General features: G+C 43.3%; 21 protein-coding genes. 1 reads left to right on the top strand and 20 read right to left on the bottom strand.

Annotated elements, in window-relative coordinates; translation table 11 throughout:
• Positions 1 to 253: 253 nt before the first annotated feature.
• On the bottom strand, positions 254 to 1,354 hold the full coding sequence (locus AC3EBE_RS07650) for a threonine aldolase family protein (protein WP_488594420.1): 1,101 nt from the start codon (positions 1,352 to 1,354) through the stop codon (positions 254 to 256).
• 16 nt (positions 1,355 to 1,370) lie between these two features.
• Positions 1,371 to 1,676: a hypothetical protein gene (locus AC3EBE_RS07645; RefSeq protein WP_488594419.1), complete on the bottom strand. Its 306-nt coding sequence runs from the start codon at positions 1,674 to 1,676 to the stop codon at positions 1,371 to 1,373.
• 196 nt (positions 1,677 to 1,872) lie between these two features.
• On the opposite strand from AC3EBE_RS07645, the gene AC3EBE_RS07640 reads away from it, so the two are divergent.
• Positions 1,873 to 2,334: a hypothetical protein gene (locus tag AC3EBE_RS07640; RefSeq protein ID WP_488594418.1), complete on the top strand. Its 462-nt coding sequence runs from the start codon at positions 1,873 to 1,875 to the stop codon at positions 2,332 to 2,334.
• Between the two features lie 53 nt (positions 2,335 to 2,387).
• Here the strand turns inward: AC3EBE_RS07640 and AC3EBE_RS07635 are convergent, their stop codons facing one another.
• The 18 genes from AC3EBE_RS07635 to AC3EBE_RS07550 form a co-directional block, all read right to left on the bottom strand.
• The gene (locus AC3EBE_RS07635; RefSeq protein WP_488594417.1) at positions 2,388 to 3,173 is read right to left on the bottom strand and encodes an ABC transporter permease; all 786 of its coding nucleotides are present in this window, start codon (positions 3,171 to 3,173) and stop codon (positions 2,388 to 2,390) included.
• Positions 3,173 to 3,937, bottom strand: coding sequence for an ABC transporter permease (locus AC3EBE_RS07630; RefSeq protein WP_488594416.1), 765 nt, complete (start codon positions 3,935 to 3,937; stop codon positions 3,173 to 3,175). The genes AC3EBE_RS07635 and AC3EBE_RS07630 overlap by 1 nt, the downstream gene beginning before the upstream one ends.
• Positions 3,938 to 3,943: 6 nt before the next feature.
• On the bottom strand, positions 3,944 to 4,891 hold the full coding sequence (locus AC3EBE_RS07625; RefSeq protein WP_488594415.1) for an ABC transporter ATP-binding protein: 948 nt from the start codon (positions 4,889 to 4,891) through the stop codon (positions 3,944 to 3,946).
• 149 nt (positions 4,892 to 5,040) lie between these two features.
• Positions 5,041 to 5,550, bottom strand: coding sequence for a GNAT family N-acetyltransferase (locus AC3EBE_RS07620; RefSeq protein ID WP_488594414.1), 510 nt, complete (start codon positions 5,548 to 5,550; stop codon positions 5,041 to 5,043).
• A 149-nt stretch (positions 5,551 to 5,699) separates the two neighbouring features.
• The gene (locus tag AC3EBE_RS07615) at positions 5,700 to 5,990 is read right to left on the bottom strand and encodes a hypothetical protein (protein WP_488594413.1); all 291 of its coding nucleotides are present in this window, start codon (positions 5,988 to 5,990) and stop codon (positions 5,700 to 5,702) included.
• A 219-nt stretch (positions 5,991 to 6,209) separates the two neighbouring features.
• Positions 6,210 to 6,545, bottom strand: coding sequence for a DUF6054 family protein (locus AC3EBE_RS07610; protein WP_488594412.1), 336 nt, complete (start codon positions 6,543 to 6,545; stop codon positions 6,210 to 6,212).
• A 63-nt stretch (positions 6,546 to 6,608) separates the two neighbouring features.
• On the bottom strand, positions 6,609 to 7,070 hold the full coding sequence (locus AC3EBE_RS07605) for a hypothetical protein (protein WP_488594411.1): 462 nt from the start codon (positions 7,068 to 7,070) through the stop codon (positions 6,609 to 6,611).
• A 165-nt stretch (positions 7,071 to 7,235) separates the two neighbouring features.
• The gene (locus AC3EBE_RS07600; protein ID WP_488594410.1) at positions 7,236 to 8,126 is read right to left on the bottom strand and encodes a hypothetical protein; all 891 of its coding nucleotides are present in this window, start codon (positions 8,124 to 8,126) and stop codon (positions 7,236 to 7,238) included.
• A 324-nt stretch (positions 8,127 to 8,450) separates the two neighbouring features.
• On the bottom strand, positions 8,451 to 9,092 hold the full coding sequence (locus AC3EBE_RS07595; protein WP_488594504.1) for a 2OG-Fe(II) oxygenase: 642 nt from the start codon (positions 9,090 to 9,092) through the stop codon (positions 8,451 to 8,453).
• A 255-nt stretch (positions 9,093 to 9,347) separates the two neighbouring features.
• Positions 9,348 to 10,988 (bottom strand): amidohydrolase, encoded by a 1,641-nt coding sequence (locus tag AC3EBE_RS07590; RefSeq protein ID WP_488594409.1) that lies wholly within the window; start codon positions 10,986 to 10,988, stop codon positions 9,348 to 9,350.
• 30 nt (positions 10,989 to 11,018) lie between these two features.
• On the bottom strand, positions 11,019 to 11,177 hold the full coding sequence (locus AC3EBE_RS07585; RefSeq protein ID WP_488594408.1) for a hypothetical protein: 159 nt from the start codon (positions 11,175 to 11,177) through the stop codon (positions 11,019 to 11,021).
• Between the two features lie 131 nt (positions 11,178 to 11,308).
• Positions 11,309 to 12,775, bottom strand: coding sequence for a sodium:solute symporter family protein (locus AC3EBE_RS07580; RefSeq protein ID WP_488594407.1), 1,467 nt, complete (start codon positions 12,773 to 12,775; stop codon positions 11,309 to 11,311).
• A complete protein-coding gene (locus AC3EBE_RS07575) occupies positions 12,775 to 12,996 on the bottom strand; it encodes a DUF3311 domain-containing protein (protein ID WP_488594406.1) in 222 nt (73 codons plus the stop codon). The genes AC3EBE_RS07580 and AC3EBE_RS07575 overlap by 1 nt, the downstream gene beginning before the upstream one ends.
• Before the next feature lie 89 nt (positions 12,997 to 13,085).
• The gene (locus AC3EBE_RS07570; protein ID WP_488594405.1) at positions 13,086 to 14,339 is read right to left on the bottom strand and encodes a M20 family metallo-hydrolase; all 1,254 of its coding nucleotides are present in this window, start codon (positions 14,337 to 14,339) and stop codon (positions 13,086 to 13,088) included.
• Between the two features lie 103 nt (positions 14,340 to 14,442).
• A complete protein-coding gene (gene ald, locus AC3EBE_RS07565; protein ID WP_488594404.1) occupies positions 14,443 to 15,537 on the bottom strand; it encodes an alanine dehydrogenase in 1,095 nt (364 codons plus the stop codon).
• Positions 15,538 to 15,649: 112 nt separating this feature from the next.
• Positions 15,650 to 17,005, bottom strand: a complete 1,356-nt coding sequence (locus AC3EBE_RS07560) for an aminotransferase (protein WP_488594403.1) — start codon at positions 17,003 to 17,005, stop codon at positions 15,650 to 15,652.
• A 50-nt stretch (positions 17,006 to 17,055) separates the two neighbouring features.
• Positions 17,056 to 18,522, bottom strand: coding sequence for a CoA-acylating methylmalonate-semialdehyde dehydrogenase (locus AC3EBE_RS07555; protein ID WP_488594402.1), 1,467 nt, complete (start codon positions 18,520 to 18,522; stop codon positions 17,056 to 17,058).
• Positions 18,523 to 18,589: 67 nt separating this feature from the next.
• Positions 18,590 to 18,925 (bottom strand): hypothetical protein, encoded by a 336-nt coding sequence (locus AC3EBE_RS07550; protein WP_488594401.1) that lies wholly within the window; start codon positions 18,923 to 18,925, stop codon positions 18,590 to 18,592.
• Positions 18,926 to 19,582 lie beyond the last annotated feature (657 nt).

Below are 19,582 nucleotides of genomic sequence, written 5' to 3'. Positions count from 1 at the left end.
AGACACACCACGAATGTCTTATACATACTGTCTATAAGACATTCAAGTGACCGTACTTGGAGTAAATGTCCTTTATTCGCAGGCTGCTAGACATTAAGTGTTAAATAACTTTATCAATGTCCTATATAGGCGGTTTATAAGATATAGGTGAGCCCAGTCACCCATTAAATGTCCGTTACACAGCGTCCGTATAGGTAATTTAAAAAAGTCCTACTCCAAATAACTAAAAGGCACCCAAAGGCGCCCTCCTTAATTAAGTATTAAATTTATTTGCCAGCTTCGCATTCAGCAATTCAAATGCCTCTGACAGTGTTTTCTTAGGAATTTCCCCAAACCGATCACCCAAACTTACCTCAAAGTAGCATGAATTCTCCCTTGTTTCCCTAACGTGATTGGTGAAGCCGATTCCCGTTTGCTTGTGGATATCTATAAAGATTGGCTCTACGTAATCCTTTGGATAAGGAATATGTACATGAAACATATTGGATACTGGAATCGACGGAGTAGTGGAGACTCCATGGCAGTTATTATAGAGCACTGCAAGTTCCTTAGCGCCGACATAATACTCACCCATCTTATGGGACCTTTTATCAAAGTAATAATCGGCAGAAAGTATATATGGGTATAAGCTGATCAGGTCCCCGCCATATCTGCGTTTCCACACCTTAGACTTCTTGATGAACTCTTGTTCCCCGGCTAAAATCGCTCCGGCAATGCCGCCGATTCCTTTGTAAAAGGACATATAAACACTGTCGAAAAGCGCGCTAATCTCAGCGGCTGTTTTTTCATAATAAGGCAGGACCTCAAGCATACGCGCACCATCTAAATGAAGCTTTATCCCCTTGTCACGGCAATACTCAGAAATTCCCACAAGTGTCTCAAAGCTTGGCAGCTGTCCGCCGATTTCACGCTGTGGCAGCTCGAGCAGCAGACACGATATGCCCTCTTCCATGCCTGTAACATCTTCTAGTTCGATGACACGAGTTTTATCTGCCAATAGCACCGTCTCAATTTTGTGCAATTCCTTCAATCCGTCTTCCTCATGGATCTCGAGATGGCTTAATGGGTGATACGCAACCTTCGGGGAACTTTTTTCATCACACCAAATCCTAAGCGCAATTTGCTGGGCCATTGTCCCGCTGGGAAAAAACACAGCCTCCTCCTTGCCAAGAAGTGCAGCCATTTTATCTTGAAAATTCTCGATGATTTTTCCAGAACCATATATATCACTACTCAAGCTAGCCTCAACATCGTCAAAAGCTTCCTTCAGCACTCCAGCATTGCGCGGGCCATGCCCCGTCAATTGATAGTTTGTATTGTTATACGACTCTTGCAGCGAAGTGATTTCAGCCATTTTCTCAACCCCTAACCTAGTTATCTCTGACACTACTTCTGAGTATACCAAATACTAAGAAAATAATTGAGAGTAGCCATGGGAAAATAAAAAGATAGAGCCTGAAAGTATTCTCTTCTGATGCCATTACCTCATTAACCTCTATAGTAAGCAGCAAATCTTTAAGCATAAACAAACTCAATGCATGAAGGATGCTGAATATCAGATAGAAGGTTCCACCCTTCCTCTGCCTGAAACGGTAAACTGAAGCTGCAATTAATGAAGATGATACCAGCCATATACAAATTGTTAGAAATATCTCTGCTCCGGATTCAAAGTACATATTATTCTCCTCCTTTTTGCTTTCTATAAGCAGTTGCGTTTCACACGCAGGGGGTTTTCTGCGAATCAATTAGGCTTAATATTCCTTTTCGCAATGGACAATAAAAATGTGCGTGCTTCTTGATTAGTTTGTCCACAACATTTTCAATTCTATTAATACTATAAATTAGATTTTATAAAAAGGAGGTGAACAACACATGACAGAGGTTCTTTCAACTGGACCTATGAAAATCCCCGGAAGAATAACAGGTGACCCAGTGGGCGCTCCGCCAAATGTAGTCCACGTATCAATTAAAAATCCAACTTCCAAGGATTTCAGAATCCAATTATTTGCTGAGGTTTGTGATAGTACGGGACCTGAAACGCTTTTTCCCGATACGGTTCAATTCGTTCCGGACAATAGTTGTCTGACTAGAACATTTACTTTTGCTGGACTAGCCCAGCCTGGTGACATACTGCGCTTTTTTGCCATTGGAGATCTGGATGAGGATGGAGAGAAGCTTGAGCTGTCATTCGTTGGCCAAAGAACGAATGATCAGATGAATGAGCCTACCATGTTCTTCCGTCACGCAGATTTGATAGAAAGTGAAAATAATAGTGTCTTTGGAAACGCTGCAGCCGTTACGGCACTTTCATCGGCGACTCCATGGGGAAACTAGGGAATTCACAAAGAAAAGGACAGGTTTTCCATACTGTCCTTTTTCATCTAAGGCTATAAATCCTTAAATAATGCACCATTTCTCCGCGCCAGTTTTTCCATCATCGAAACTAATACAATTGAAACAAGCAGATAACAAATTCCGATAGTAATTTCCTTTGTTAAAAGCACCTTCACATCATAGTTGTCCAGTCCATAAAGAGATCGCAAGGCTTCAATGCTGTGTGTGAGCGGCAGCAATCTTGCCAAAGCTTCCAATGCGTCAGGCAGCAATGTTACGGAAAAATTCACCCCGCAGAATACTTGGAAAAAAGCCAGAGACAAGTTCAGGAACAGGTTGACATTGGAGAATAACAAACTCACTGAAGCAAAAAGCAAAGAGAAACTGATGACGGAAAACAAGGTGATGGCAAACAGTAAAAGAATCGAACCAAGGTTCTCGAATGGAAAATCAATACCAAACAACAGACTCCCAATCAGCAGACCGACAGTAAAGACGAATAATCCATCAAGCAAAGGGACAATGCCTTTCCGCAAGATAATGAGCAGCGTTGGTGTTGGTGAAGCTATGTTAAGCTCAAGCGTCCCATATCTTCGCTCCATCCTGAACATATTCATATAATTGATCATGATCGTTTGAGCAGTGTAATAGGCAATGTTGCCGATCACAACAAATTTTAAATAGCTTGAGCCTACAAGCGAACCGGCCAAGGTTGCAAAGAAGATGTAATGCATGAATGGATCGACAATGCGAAATAAAATAAAAAGTTTCAAAGTCTGGAACGTATAAATGGCTTTATAAGAAAGGTTGGTAAAACCATATTTATTGATCAACAGCATTATATCGCCCCCAGACTGCCGGATTTCCGCAGCACAATTTCCATCTTTTTAACGATCAAAAAGGCAAGCAATAAGTATACAAGACTAACAGCAATAGAAATCCCCATAGTCATAAACATTTCAGGAGCAAGCACTAATGTTTCCTGGACCGATTTTATGCCCCATGTCATCGGAATAAGGTACGCAAGCCACTTCAAAGCAACTGGGAACTGCTCCACAGGAATGAATACTCCGCAAAGCAGGATCATCGGTGTGAGGATAAGATTCTGAAAATCAAATACATTCTGGGAAGCAACGAAAATAACAGCAAGGATAAGTCCAACTACACTTAATGAAAATATCAAAACCAGAACCGAGAGAAAAAATAGTCCATAATTTTCGATATTCAAATGGAACTGAAAAATGAATCTGGCATACACAAAGCTAAGTAACATTGAAATCAGCGCGATGACAGAATTGCTTAAAGCTTTTGTTAAAATCACATGGAATAAAGACACCGGAGCTGCGATCAACAGCTTCAAAGTATCACTCCATTTCTGTGAAATAAGTGCAGAACCGGAGGAGTAGAGCACATAGCTCCACATACTGATCAGTGCAGATGCGACAACAAATCGGTCAGAATTGATATCCCCTCTTACCTGCTTAAGGAAAAAGACAATCGACAGGAACATGAGCGGCTGAAAGAACAGCAGGAACTGATACATTTTGTTATTGAAGTTAGTGAAGTATTTAATTTCCCTTACGAGCAGAAAAAATAGATTCATCCTGTGTCACCCTACATCCTTCATATGATAGATATAGGCATCCTCAAGCGAAATCTCTCTTTTCTCCACTTTCAGAACATCCCCAAACTGGCTTAAATACTTCGATACTTCTCCAGTTTCATTCTCGTCCACTTCAAACTTCAGGTTGTAATACGGCTCCCTGATGGCTTCGATATCAAGCTTATTGAAGTACGGATCCTGCTTCACCTTTTCAATATCAAAGATGCTCATTGTCGCTTCATAAAGATTCAGGTGGTTGAAGCTTCGTTTGATAAAATCAGGATCTCCGATCATGCTGATTTTTCCGCCTTTTATAAAAGCAATACGGTCACAAAGTTCGTCTGCCTCATGCATATAATGCGTTGTCAGGATAATCGTGATCCCTTTGCTTGCCAATTCCTTAACCAGGTCACGCAAAAGCTTGGCACCCAGCGGATCGAGCCCAATTGTTGGCTCATCCAGAAACAGCAGCTCAGGATTATTGATCATGCACCGGGCAATATGTAACCTCTGGATCATTCCTTTGGAAAAGGTGTAAATCTTTTGATTCTCAGCTTCCTGCAGCTGGACCATATCCAGTAAATCCTTTATCAGTGGAGCTTGATCCTTGTTTTTTATCTTATATAAGGTACAGAAATAATGCAGGTACTCCTTCGCAGTCAATCTGCCATACACGCCTTTTTCTCCGCCATAAACGAAATTGATTTTATCGCGAATTTTGTGGCTCTCCGAAACAACATCATAACCCAGCACCCTTGCTTCTCCTGCAGATGGAAGCAAGAGGGTCGTCAAAATCTTAATTGTAGTCGTCTTGCCTGCACCATTTGGACCGAGAAGTCCAAAAACCTCGCCTTTTTTTACATTGAAAGAAATGTCTTCCAATGCATACTTAGATCCTTCCTTGAGCTTATAAAACCGAGAAACCCCTTTAACTTCGATAATATTCTCCATCATTACTCCCCTAAAGATTTTTTGTCATTGATAAATTTTACCATAATTTCTCAGAAAATCTAGATTTTATCTAAATATTCAAACAAAAAAACCAGTAAAAAAGCATAATCCCAGAAAGGATTACGCTTTTGTCTGCTTTTAAGAAAGTATTTTTATCTTGAAGTCAATGTAAAATAAACTAAGTTGTCCTTCAAATCTTCATGTTCCTCAAAGCCCAGCTTACACATCAATCTTATTGAGTTTACATTCTCCGGTTCTACGGTTGCATCTATAATATCTAATCCCATTTCGCTAAAGCCAAATGAAATTACCTCTTTGATTACTTCCTGCATATATCCGTTACCCCAATGGTCCTTCGCTAAGTCAAAGCCAATCTCTGCTATGAATTGTTCATTTTTTCGCAAATAATGAAATCCGGCTGTTCCAATGAAAGTATTATCGTCTTTCTTGAACAACCCCCATCTGCAGCCAGCATCGTCAATATGAAACTTAATGATTTCTTCGGCTTCAGGTATATCCTTACAAGGTTCGATGTCCATATACCTGGTCACTTCTGAATCTGAAAATAAAGAAAAGACTTCGTTAGCATCTTCCAATCTTAAAAGTCTGAGCTTGATTCTTTCAGTTTCCAATGATGGATACTCTATGTTTATTGCATTCATGATTTTGTTACCCCTTTTATAATTAAGTTACAATGCTATGTTCTATATATGAGTAAGTAATTCCTTCTCTTTGCTATTTTAGAAAAAATAAAACAATAAAAAGACACATTCCAAATAGAATGTGTCTGTACGATGATTTGTAAGCTACCTTAGACTTGATTCTCTAGTTCTTTCATTTCTTGATGTGTCTGAGGGAATCCGTTGGCCACCCATTCCGATTTCAGCGCCGAATCAAATTGTGTTAATCCCTTTTCAGATGGATCTTTATCGGCATCAACACTCTCTTTTTTATCGATTTTTTTGCTGTCTCGCATGTCTGTATCCTTAAGCACTGTGAATGTATAGGCTTCTTCTTTTTTTCTTAATGCCGTCATGATAAGAATAGCTGCTCCTGCTGATAGAAGTGAAGAACCCAAAACAAGCGGAATTGTTTTTTGCATATTAATCACTCCATTTCGAATTGTTTCTTCTTTTATTCCCGCTTTAGAGGATTTTTAACATTACAAATTTATTCCAATCATAAGACTCTCGTTTCGGAATTACAGATTTACTCGCTAATTGGTCAGTGCAATTTCCATTGCCTCGGACTTAACAATTGGCATAAAAAAACACAAGTGAATTTACTTGTGTTTCTTGCCTATAATGTTCCCGTTCTTAAATCATCCCATTTGATCGATACTTTCTTCCACGATCCTCACCATTTCATCTTCGGCACCGAGACTAAAGTTTAAGAAAACCCCCTGGCCGCCACCAGCACCTATTGCTGAGATGAATATCTCACTATTTTTACCAACTACTGTAAGACTCAAACTGGCTCTGTTTCCATTCCTCATAAAATATTTATCATAAACTCGAACTGCAATTTCAGTATCTCCAATACTATAATTGCTTCCATCAACTAATTTCATGCTTATTCCACTATTGCTAATATCATTTTCGAGTTTTTGTACCACATTATCAAATTGACCAGTAACTATTTTTTCATACTTTGCCATGTCTAGCTCAACCCCGATCATATAATTTAGTGATTAGCGTCCCCAAATCTATTAATCTCGCTACTACAAATCCCTGCCATATTTCTCAAGATATTTCTGATGAAAGGAAGAGATCCAGCCCATATTCACAGGACCATTTACAATCTCATAATAATTTCCCGTATATAAATGGATTACATCATCCCTTACATCAAGGATGACTGGGTTTGCCAGATTGTGCTGAATCGTAAAATGAAAAGATTCGCTTTTTTCATATATACGGGAATGGTAGTCTTCCTTATTGATTTTCACAACCTGATACTGGCTTAGAAACTGAATTAATTCATCTGCCGCCATCTCGTCCTCTGTCCACCATTGAAAAGCATGGCCCTCAGGTATGCGGTCTTTTGTAAAACCGATAGATTTGAAGTCGTTGTTTCGATACTTTATCAAATCATCCAGGTCTCTTTCGCGATGATCGTTTACCAAATTGAAACTAAAAATTAGAATTAAAATAGAGCAAATAATAAGCATGTATTTTTTCAAGCTGTCACTCCTTCTCCCCTTTTAACATTTTGACTTCTTTTTCTAAATGATCCAAACGCCTATGAATCTTGTAGATGATAGGCAAATAAGCGATAATGACAATGATAAACCAGCCCATAATTCTTTCCCCCTTCTCAGCACTAACGCAATTTTTATTAATCCTGGTCACTCGAATGGTATGGAGTAATATTCTTTCTTGGTGGGATTATATTGAAAAACATCATAAAAGTCCTCAGGATTCGCTTCTTCATCATATTCCATATCAACTTCTACATATTCCCATTCCTTCTCAGTTAAATTATAGACAGTCCAGGAAATCTGTTGCTCCTTCAAAAGCTCTTTTATAGAAAGGGAATCCTCCAAACCATATTTGTTGTAACCAAAAGGACCGAAATTGACCACTCTTCCATCCTTCAATGTAAAATAAAACCTCCAGACAAAATCTGAATCCCTGCCCCCGGAAATATAACCATCAATTTCAGCATATTTGATTTCTGACCAATGAATCTTCTCCTTCTCCCCGAAAGGCGATAGAAGGAGTCCGCCCTTATTGATTGCATTGTAGTCATTTATTGTTATAAACCCTGTCACTACTGAAATAATCAAACTAACGGCAAGAATCCACTTCACATGAGTTTCAGTATTTTTCCAACCTGCTACAAACCATCTTCCACCGGAAAAATAAGCCATCATTCCGGTAATCACAAGTAAATACCCAACCCACTCCACGGTAAGATTGTCTATATACAGAAAATCTCCCGAATTATTTTTCCAAGAAAAATGCTGAATACCTGATAAAATGGCTGGAGCGGCAAATGTAACCCATACGAATACCCTATATTCCGGAAGTCTGCTATTCTTAAGATCAAAGACTCCCTTTCCCTTTAACAGATAGATTCCAATAGAAAAAGGAATAATGCCCACTAAAATATACATCGTCAGAACAACAAGAACGTAATCCTCGAATAATCGAATTGCCGAAGCAATCGCGAAAATCCCTGAAAAAATGCAGATCAAGATGCCAATGTATTTCTTCAGTTTTTTTAATGCTGGCAAATACATACCCCCTTTTATGTTTACTAAAATTTTAAAATGTTCTTGCAGGCTCTCACGCCTAATAAACCTTTGTGGCGTTTTACACTATGATTGCCATCAATAGCTCAGAAAATCTTAATAGTGAAAATGTAGTAATTCGGGTACCAGTTAGCGGTGGGAGCGTCCGTCACAAAACGCCAAACTGCGACAATCCGCAAAAATAACGTCAAATCCTGCGCTTTCCCGAGAAATAATTTAAAATATTCTCACATTTACTACGTACTGACCCCCTGTCTGGTTTCAAAAAAAATAGACCATCATGACGATGGCCTTTTGCTCTGTTTTTTATCTATATACTTTCCTTCTCATCCACTGTGTAGCCGCCCATTTGTCACCAACGACAACTGGTGCTCCGCCATGGAGAGTTAAATCATTCAACTCTTGATTGTCATAAAAATATTCGAAATAAACTGCCATGCCCTTCTGCGGTGTCACTGATAAACCAAGTTTAGGGAAATAGGTTTCTCCTCCTTGCTCGACATCATTCAGGTACATCACCAGGGTGCTGATTCTTGGATTGCTTGCTGCTCTGCTTGTGGATTTAAAGAAATCAAAATGAGCCTTGTACTCCTGGCCAATCTCATAATTCAAGATTTGCAGGCCTTCTCCATGCTCAACAGGTATATTCATAATCTGTGAGACTCGGTGTTCTATTTTGGACACAAGAGCATTCTCCGCTTCTTCAAAAAACATGCTGCTGCTCGTTCTTAGTTCATCGACTTCACGAGTGTTCCCGATCTTGGATCGGTTCATGCGGTCCTTCGACATTTGGATGAGCTGATCGCACTCCTCATCAGTAAGCACATTGCCAAGTATGACGATAAGCGGTTCTTCGAATCTAGCAATAATATTGATTTCACGGTCCTCCGTAATAATCTTATTTCCAACGTGGTCAAAAATCGTAAGTTCTTTCCCGTTAACATCCATTGTCAACTTCACCAACCTCTTGTAGTGTTTTATTTTCAGAATTATTAATATACTCTAGCGCTGGAAATGGTATTCTGATAACTGTGTGTCGGTTCCTCCCACAATTCAAAATGGATGCGATTTCAATTTTCTAGAATATTTTACACCGTAGAAAAAAGATTTTCTATCATTATTTGTATAGAAACACGAATAGCTTTACCACATTAACGCGCTGGGGGTCAGACCCCCAGCGCGTTAATGTGGTAAAGCGTCCTGCTATAATTGGTAAATATCTTCCTTGATTAATAGGTTTGTGTTGTGTACTATTTGCCCGTCGATTATAGTCATTTCTACTTTCATTTCTTTTAGTTTTGTTTTTTCCTGGTTTAAGATACTGGAGTCTAATACGACCAGGTCGGCGAGTTTGCCGGGCACGATGCTTCCCTTCAGTTTCTCTTCAAAGCTGGCATAAGCTCCATTCCAGGTATAGGCCTTTATCGCTTCCATTACACTTACTGCCTGGCACTCTCCAACAGGCTGTCCCCCTGATGATTTTCTGTTCACGGCAGCATGAATGCCGAGCAGCGGATCCAAAAACGTAACTGGTGCATCGGATCCGAACGCAGCCACAATGCCTTGATCAAAAAAATCCCGGGCTGGATACATAACTTCTACCCGGTCGCCGTAATATTCAAGATACTTATCACCGTTCACATACATGAATACAGGGTTCGGCGTCACCACGACTCCCAGGTGTTTCATTCGCTGCTGCAAATCTGGGGAAGAAATGCCTGCATGCTCAATTCGATGACGGTGGTCATTCCGTGGATGCTTCTCAAGCGCATTTTCATAGCAATTCAGCAGCATTTCTATGGCACGGTCTCCCTGTGCATGCGCAGTAAGCTGGAACCCTTTTTCATGAGCCTCTCCCAGAATCCTGTTCAAGTCCTCCTGACTGTAATAAATGATTCCATGATCGCCTGGATCATGGCTATATCCTTCCCTTGTGGCAATCGTTGGCCCGACGCTGCTGCCATCGGTAAAGAGCTTCGCGGGACCGATTTTGAACCGCTCATCTCCAAGACCTGTTAATGGACCGGCGTTAACCATTTTTTTCACAAACTCATGCGAATTTGTAAGTGAGCCGATCATCGCATATACTCTGACCTTGACCTCATTAGCTTTGATTGCCTGCTGCATAATCCGGATTGTATCAGCACCATCTCCATAGGCTCCAGCATCATGAATGCTGGTGATGCCTGCTTTAATGAACTCTTCTGAGGCCAATTGGATCCCTCTCCGGATTTCCGCATCTTTATAGCTGGCATACTCAAAAACCTGCATATGCGCGTTTTCAACCATTTTTCCAGTTAAGCGGCCATCTTGGTCCCTCTCGATGATCCCTCCCTCAGGATCTGGAGCAGCGTCGGCGATATTGGCAACTTCCAAAGCCTTGCTGTTTACGATTGATGTATGATTGCAAGTCCTGATCACTACAATCGGGTGATCAGTGGAGATATCGTCGAGCTCTTCCTTTGTTGGATAACGACATTCCGCCAGCTTCTGCTCGTTAAATCCCCATGCCCTGACCCATTCTCCCTTCGGTGTTTCCTGAGCTTTTTTTCTCAAGTCGACAAAAATATCCTCAAGCGATTGAACGTGTGGTTCAATACAGCTTACCCCCAATAGATTCGTTCCATATATGGTCAGGTGAATGTGTGAATCGATAAAACCTGGCAGCAGGCTGCGGCCCTGTAAGTCAATCACTTTCGTATCGCCGGTTATATATTGGCGGATTTCCTGATTTGTACCGACTGCAGCGATCCGATTTTCTTTTACAGCAACAGCTTCAACAATTCTGCTTTTCTCATCGACTGTAATGACTTCTCCATTGATAAATACTAGATCTGCTTTCATTCCTATCCCCTTTCTTTTTACAAGGATCTGTTAAACGAGGCTGTTGATTTTCGTTCCAGGCGCTTCGCTTTCCTCTGAAAAATTATGAAAAAGCCCAATTGCCGGTTTTTCAAGAGCAAATTTTTCTTGGGGCGTGCGGTGAGCCTCCTCGTCGCTTTGCTCCTGCGGGGTCTTACCTACCTGCTTCATCCCGAAGGAGTCTTCGCGCCTTCCACTACAATCAACAGGGTTAACAATCAACATTCAGCTTTAACACAGCCTTTTACAAAAAAACCGCCAGACGGCAGAAACGAGCAGCCTGACGATTTATCATAAATGCATTAAGCTACATCAACATAACGATTGACATCTTCTTCTGCTTGCGGCTTAGTCAGATAGCTGACTGTTACCATTATGACAATGTTAGAAATCAACCCAAGGATACCAGCATGGATTTCATATGGAGTAGATGTCGCAACGAGCTGGAAGTAATAGTTCACCAGTGTTCCGATAACCAGACCGGAAATAACCCCCCGTGTCGTAGCACGTCTCCAAAAGAGCGCACTGTAGACGCCTGGGGCAAATTGGACAATTGATCCATATGCGCCTAAAAGCAAAGCAATCAAGCCTTGTCCGCCAAAAACAGTAATGTAATAGGCCAATGCACCGATTACGAAGACTCCAACACGCATAATTAATAGGGTCTTTTTATCGGAAAGGTTTTTCCAGATCGATTTTACCACCCCATCAGTCACTTCCAGTGAGGCGCTATGTGTAATTGCATCCGCAGTTGACATTGCAGCCGCCAAAGCCCCTGCTCCAACCAGGCCATACAGCCAGCCAGGGAGATTCATGACAGTCGTAATCAGAAAAGGGAGCACTTGATCAGGACTTTGTAACTGACCTGAATCAACAACACCTTTCGCAGCGAAACCAACTAACAACAGCGGAACGAGGAATAACGCAAAAATCGGGTAAGCGAGAACTGTCTTTTTAATCGTACGAGAGTTAGAAGCATAGGATTTAGAAAATAAATGCGGCCACATCAAGAACCCGATGACCGATACGAGAATAGTTGTTGTATAGGCAACAGTCCCCATGGAAGATCCTTCTTTTCCAATTTGCAGGAACTCAGGAGTTTCCCGGGCCATAGTCGCGAACATTTCCCCTGTTCCGCCATGGAGCTGGTAGACAATCGTTAATCCAACTACCCAGGAAATGATGATCATCAGCAATCCCTGGAACACGTCAGACCAGGCAGCTGCTCGAAGACCGCCAGTTGCAACGTATACAACAACGATTCCATAAGAAACAAGTGCACCAAGCCAGAAAGGAATCCGGCCTTCAGTCATGATGTTAAAAATAATCGCCATCCCAGACATTTGCGTCGCGAGATATTGGATAGAGGCAAATAAAGCAATCAATCCCACCAATACAGCCAGAGCAGGACTATTAAATCGGCCTTTCAAGAAACCGGCAACTGTGTATAAACGATGCTTTTTTCCAATCTTCCCGATTTTTGGGCCGATAATATACCATGGTAAAATAGCAAAAGCCGTGTAAGTGATAATGTATAACGCTGGTGCGCCTTTAGAATATGCCCAGCCTGGCGCTCCCAGGAAGGAGAATGCACTGAAAACCGCGCCGCCCATTAGGAACCACATGACAAACAATCCAAGCTTCCCGCCTGCTACCGCAAATTCATCTAGAGAACCGCTGTCCCTTCCCCTGCCTGCCATGACACCCACTACCAAGGCAATGACCAGGTACAAAATCATCATAATAAGAGCAATTTGCCAACCCGGCATTAAACATCCTCCTCCTCATCCTGATCTGGATCATAACGGTATAAAATGACCAAAGCAATAAACGTCACTAAAATCCAGAGAATCACCCAGAAAAACGAAAACGGCAAACCCAAAACAATCGGCGTCGCGCGGTTCCCAATCTCAAAAAACGGAAACACCAGCAGCAAAAACGGAATCACACAAACCAGAATATAAAGCGAATTAAACTGCCTCTTCGTCACACCATCCCATCTCCTTTATCCCTTTAAAGCGCCGGGGGTCAGACCCCCGGCGCTTTAAAGGGGTGAATTGTTAAAGTCCTAGTGATTTGTTATTCATTTTCTGCCATCCTTATGACGGTTTTGTACAGCAGCTCTGTTCCAAGCGAGATATCTTCCATGGTTGAAAACTCTGCAGGGTTATGGCTGATGCCGTCTTTGCAGCGGACGAAGATCATCCCGTAGTCACAGACATAGGACAAGGCGAGTGAGTCGTGGAATGGCCCGCTCATCAGCTCCATCGTGTCCAGTCCGATTTTCTCGCTTTCCTCTCTCATTACCGCCATGATGTCCTGCGCGCAATAACGCGGCTCGCTGTTTGTATCCTCCGAAATTTTGCAGGTCAATCCATGCTCTGCAGTGATTTTGTCAATCCTTGCTTTAAGCCGTTCTTCTAGCCGGTGTCTTCTGTTAATATCGATGTCCCGCAAGTCAACTGTAAAGGTAACTTTCTCCGGAATGATATTGCGCGAATCCGGGAATACCTTCAGGCTGCCGACTGTTCCGACGGTTGGTGCTTCCGGGTCCTCACTTGCCAGTTCATTCAGCGCCACAATTACCTTTGCCGCACCGACAAGCGCATCCTGCCTCATTGGCATCGGCACCGAACCGGCATGTCCCGCAAATCCCTCTAGTTCAACCGTCAGCCACAAAGGCCCCGATATGCCAGTGACAATTCCGACCGGCAAGTTATTTTTCTCAAGAACTGGCCCCTGTTCGATATGCATTTCCAGAAACGCCCCAATGCTCCCCTCTGGATATTCACATTCCTGAAATTTCGACGGGTCACAGCCAAACTCGATCAATGCTTCTCTTCTAGTCACACCATCCTTGTCAGTCCGCTCAAGCTCACCTTCTTCAAGCTTGCCGAGAATACCGCGGACTCCAAATAGCCCCTTATTGAAACGGCTGCCTTCTTCATCACAAAAAGCAATGACCTCAATTGGCATCTTCGGAACGAGATGGTGCTCCTTCATTGTCTGGACAACCTCCAGCGCACCAAGCACCCCGATCACCCCGTCAAAGCGGCCGCCATATGGCTGAGAATCAATATGCGACCCAACCATTAGAATAGGGGCATCTGAATTCTCACCCTCATACCGTCCAATCAAATTGCCAAAATGGTCGATCCGTGCCGATAGCCCGGCTTCTTCCATCCAGGATTTCACCTTTTCAACACCCTGCCTGTCCTCCTTAGACAAAGCCAGGCGGCAAACGCCAGTTTCCCCAATTTTCCCGATCTCCGCCAGTTCATTGATGCGCTGCTCCAGCCGCTGTTTATTGATCGTTAATGTTTGCAGAGTCATGAATTTCCCTCCTTTTAACAAATGAACAGGATACAAACCTTCTGGAAGTTACCACTAATCTATAAGTCTCCCAAACGGCCAAATTACAAATTTAACTTAAACCTTAAATCATCGTCATCAGGTGCGCCTTGGCAACTTCCCCATAAACAATCCTGCCATCAACAACATTCAGCCCCTTATGTAAGGCCTCATTTTCCGCAAACGCCCGCTCGTATCCTTTATTCGCAATCTGCAAAATATATGGAACCGTAACATTCGTGAGTGCGATCGTCGAGGTACGAGGAACCGCACCAGGCATATTCCCAACTGCGTAATGAACAACGCCGTGCTTTACATAAGTGGGATTCTCATGAGTTGTAACATGCGTAGCTGTTTCAAAAATGCCGCCCTGGTCAATCGCTACATCAACAATCACCGAACCTTCCTGCATCAAGCAGACCATTTCCTGGGTCACCAGTTTAGGAGCCTTCGCACCAGGGATCAGTACAGCCCCAATCACCAAGTCCGATTCTGCCACAGTATCAGCAATCGTATATGGACTAGACATCAATGTCGTAATACTGCTTCCAAAAATATCATCGAGCTCCCGAAGGCGATCAGGACTCACATCCAGAATTGAAACCTGCGCCCCAAGGCCAACAGCAATCTTTGCTGCATTCGTACCAACGACTCCCCCGCCGATAATCGTTACTTTGCCCCTGCTCACACCAGGTACGCCGCCAAGCAGGACACCTTTTCCGCCGCGTGATTTTTCCAAAAAGGAAGCGCCAATCTGTGTAGCCATCCGGCCTGCGACTTCACTCATCGGTGTCAGTAAAGGCAATGTCCGGTTGGAAAGCTGCACGGTTTCATAGGCTACCGCAACAACCTTTTTTTCAATCAACGCCTCTGTCAGAGCACGGTCGGCAGCAAGATGGAGATAAGTAAAGAGAATCAAGCCCTCATAAAAATACTTGTACTCTTCAGGAGTGGGCTCCTTAACTTTAATGACCATTTCGCTTTGCCACACCTCTGCAGCACTTTCAACAACCAGGGCACCTGCCTCCATATACAGTTCATCAATAAATCCTGAGTTAAGCCCTGCTCCCTTTTCCACGACTACTTGATGATGCTGCTGAACAAGCTGCATCACTCCAGCAGGTGTCAGCGAGACACGATTCTCGTTGTTTTTTACCTCTTTTGGCACCCCTATTCTCATTCTCCATCTACCTTTCTGGTAAAATATTGAAAAAAAACAGACATTGTGCAAAACACTCGTAATCCTATTAACTTCTGAGGATTACGAGTGTTCTTAGAAAGGTTTCTTTAAGCTATTGAATCGCCTTCAACTCATCGGTCACGGTCTTGATGATATAATCAAGATCCTCCATTTCGATGTTCAATGGTGGCGATAGCGTCAGGACATTGTTAAAGCCCGCAACCGTCGCGCCATTTTTACCGATAATCAGGCCTTTCCCCTTACAGCCGGCAATCACTTTGTTCACAAGGTCTACACTTAGAGGCTCTTTTGTTGCCTTATCCTTGACAAGCTCAATGCCGATCAGCAAACCCTTCCCACGGACATCGCCTACTAGCGGATGGTCAGCCAGCTGTGAAGACAGACTTTGCTTCAGATACTCCCCAAGCTCAGCGGAACGGTCAAAAAGCTGTTCCTTTTCCATGATTTCAAGGTTTTTCAGGGCAAGCGCGCATGCAGCCGGATTTCCGCCGAATGTGTTTACATGGCGGAAATAATCATATTCCTCCGTTCCTTTAAAAGCTTCATAGATATCCTTGCGCACTGCAGTTGCGGACAGCGGCAAATACGCACTGGTGATTCCTTTCGCCATCGTGATCACATCAGGCTTCACGCCATAATTCATGAATCCGAACGGCTTTCCTGTCCGGCCGAAGCCACAGATGACTTCATCCACGATCAGCAGGGCGCCATGCTTTTCACAAACCTCTTTTACGCCTTTCATATACTCATCCGGCGGCACAAGAATACCGCCTCCTGTAATGATTGGCTCCATGATGACACCAGCAATGGTCTCGCTCAGCTCCCAGGTCATCACACGGTCAATATCCTTGACAGACTGCAGTTCATTTGCCGGCGTATCTGCCTTATCCTTGTCTCGATATAGGTCAGGCGGCGGCACATGCAGGAACCCAGGTGCCAGCGGCTCATATTTAAATTTGCGCTGCGCCTGGCCCGTAGCAGCAAGTGATCCCATAGTATTCCCATGATAGCCTCGGTAGCGGGAAATGAATTTATAGCGGCTGCCATCGCCTTTTTGCTGGTGATACTGCCTGACAAGCTTGAATGCAGTCTCATTCGCCTCAGATCCGCTATTGGAAAAGAAAATCACATACTCGTCGCCGAGCATTTCATTCAATTTCTCCGCAAGCTTGATCGCTGGTACGTGGCTCTGGCTTAATGGGAAGTAAGCCATTTCCTTAAGCTGCTCATAAGCAGCCTCTGCAAGCTCCGTCCTTCCATATCCCACGTTTACGCACCAAAGACCGGCCATGGCATCGAGGAAACGATTTCCTTTATGGTCCGTAACCCATGAGCCTTCAGCCTTCTCTACAATTAACGTACTGTCGGGACTGTATGGTTTCATTGAATGCCAGACATAATCCCTGTCTTTCGTGAGAAAATCTTCACCCTGCTTAATTTTAGTCATACCAGCTTCCTCCTAAGCTCCAAGTCTTGGAAACTTTGTTCTTGAAAAACTTAATAATCAAAACGGGAAGTAATCATCTTTTTACGAGTAAAGAAATTAACGCCATCCTTCCCATTTACATGGAGATCTCCATAAAAGGAGTCTTTCCAGCCGGAGAATGGGAAGAAAGCCATGGTTGCCGGTACGCCAACATTGACTCCCAGCATTCCTGCATCTGCTTCTTCTCTAAACTGTCTAATGGCTTTTGCGTCCTTTGAATAAATGGTCGCACCATTTCCAAAACGGGATTTTCGAAGATATTCAAGTGCTTCATCCAAATCCTCCGCTCTAAGCAAGCTTAATACCGGCGCAAAAATCTCATCCTTCGCAATCGTCATTTCCGGTGTTACATGATCAAAAATCGTTGGCCCAAGGAAGGTTCCATCCTTGAACTCATCCATCTGATTGCGTCCATCGAGCAGCAGGCTTGCACCTTCCTCGACTCCTTTCTCGATATAGCCAAGCACCTTTTCACGATGTGAATCCCTGATTACCGGAGTCAGCAGAACCTCATCATCGAGCCCGTTCCCAATCACAAGCTCGTCTGCCTTTTGTTTTAATGCCTGAACAAACTTGTCACCATCACCGACTACAACTACTGCGCTGCAGGCCATGCAACGCTGGCCGGCGCTGCCATACGCTGAGCTGATAACATGAGAGACGGCTTTCTCCATGTCAGCATCAGGCATGACAATGTGGTGGTTTTTCGCCCCTGATAACGCCTGGACGCGCTTTCCTTTAGCAGCAGCTCTTTCATACACATATTTCGCAACAGGCTGTGAGCCTACGAACGAAATCGCTTTAACATCCTCATGGTCAAGCAGGCCATTTACGACATCATGTGCTCCGTGAACAATGTTCAATACTCCTTTAGGAGCGCCCGCCTCGGAAAACAGCTCAACCAGTTCATTTGCTAAAAGCGGAGTCCGCTCAGACGGCTTCAGCACAAAGGTATTGCCACATGCAATCGCCAGCGGGAACATCCACAGCGGAACCATCATCGGGAAGTTGAAAGGAGTAATGCCCCCGACAACACCAAGCGGATAGCGGAACATTTCAGAATCGATATCCTCAGCGATATTAGAAAGGCTTTCACCCATCATCAGCGTCGGTGCGCCTGCCGCGAACTCAACGCACTCTATGCCGCGCTGAACCTCGCCATGTGCCTCCTTATACGCCTTTCCATTTTCCTGCACGATCAGCTTCGCCAGCTTTTCATGGTTTTCCGTCAGCAGGTGATGATATTTATATAGAATTCTGGCCCTCTTTGGGACAGGAGTGTTCTTCCACGTCTTAAAAGCTTCCCTGGCGGCGTTTACAGCGAGTTCCACATCCGCCTTTGAGGAAATCGGAACCCTGGCCAGCATTTCTCCAGTCGCCGGATTAGGAACTTCCAGAGAATCCGTGCTCTCAGCAGCCACCCATTCACCATTGATATAATTCTTCAAGACAGCTGTTTCATTTTTGATTACAGTCATTGTGTCGAAGCCTCCTTTATTTTTCATAAAATTAAAAAAATTCCCTCGATAAAATTATCTTTCATTTTCAACAAGCTTTCATTAGACATAATGTAAAATAACTGAGCTGCCATTTTTCACATAATGAAAAAAGATTTGTCAACTCATCTTTTTCATAACAACTCTTTTTCATTTTTCCCAGTTGAGTTGTCTTGGCACCCCCCAAGACAATTCGTTTCAATTTTTGCCTGCTGAATTGTCTTGGCACTACCTCCCAAGGCAATTCGTTTCCATTTTTGCCCGTTGAATTGTCTTGGCACCGCCTCTCAAGACAATTCGTTTCAATTTTTTCCGATTGAATTGTCTTGGCACCGCCTCGCAAGACAATTCGTTTTCGTTTTTGCCCTTTGAATTGTCTTGGCACCGCCTCCCAAGACAATTCGTTTCAATTTTTGCCCGTTGAATTGTCTTGGCACTACCTCCCAAGACAATTCGTTTCTATTTTTGCCCGCTGAATTGTCTTGGCACCGCCTCCCAAGACAATTCGTTTCCATTTTTGCCCGTTGAATTGTCTTGGCACCGCCTCGCAAGACAATTCGTTTGCGTTTTTGCCCGTTGAATTGTCTTGGCACCACCCCCCAAGATAATTCGTTTTCATTTTTGCCCGTTGAATTGTCTTGGCACCGCCTCCCAAGAAAATTCGTTTCCATTTTTGCCCGTTGAATTGTCTTGGCACCCCCTCGCAAGACAATTCGTTTCCATTTTTGCCCGTTGAATTGTCTTGGCACCACCCTCCAAGACAATTCGTTTTCATTTTTGCCCGTTGAATTGTCTTGGCACTACCTCGCAAGACAATTCGTTTCCATTTTTGCCAGTTGAATTGTCTTGGCACTACCTCCCAAGACAATTCGTTTTCACTTTTGCACATTGAATTGTCTTGGCACCACCTCTCAAGACAATTCGTTTCAATTTTAGCCGATTGAATTGTCTTGGCACCGCCTCGCAAGACAATTCGCTTTTATTTTTGTCTTGGCACTACCTCTCAAAACAATTCCTTTACACTTTTGCAGGTTGAATTGTC

It is taken from the genome of Mesobacillus sp. (assembly GCF_057785455.1).
Note: the sequence above shows the minus strand (reverse complement) of the source record. Positions and strands in the feature narration are given on the sequence as shown.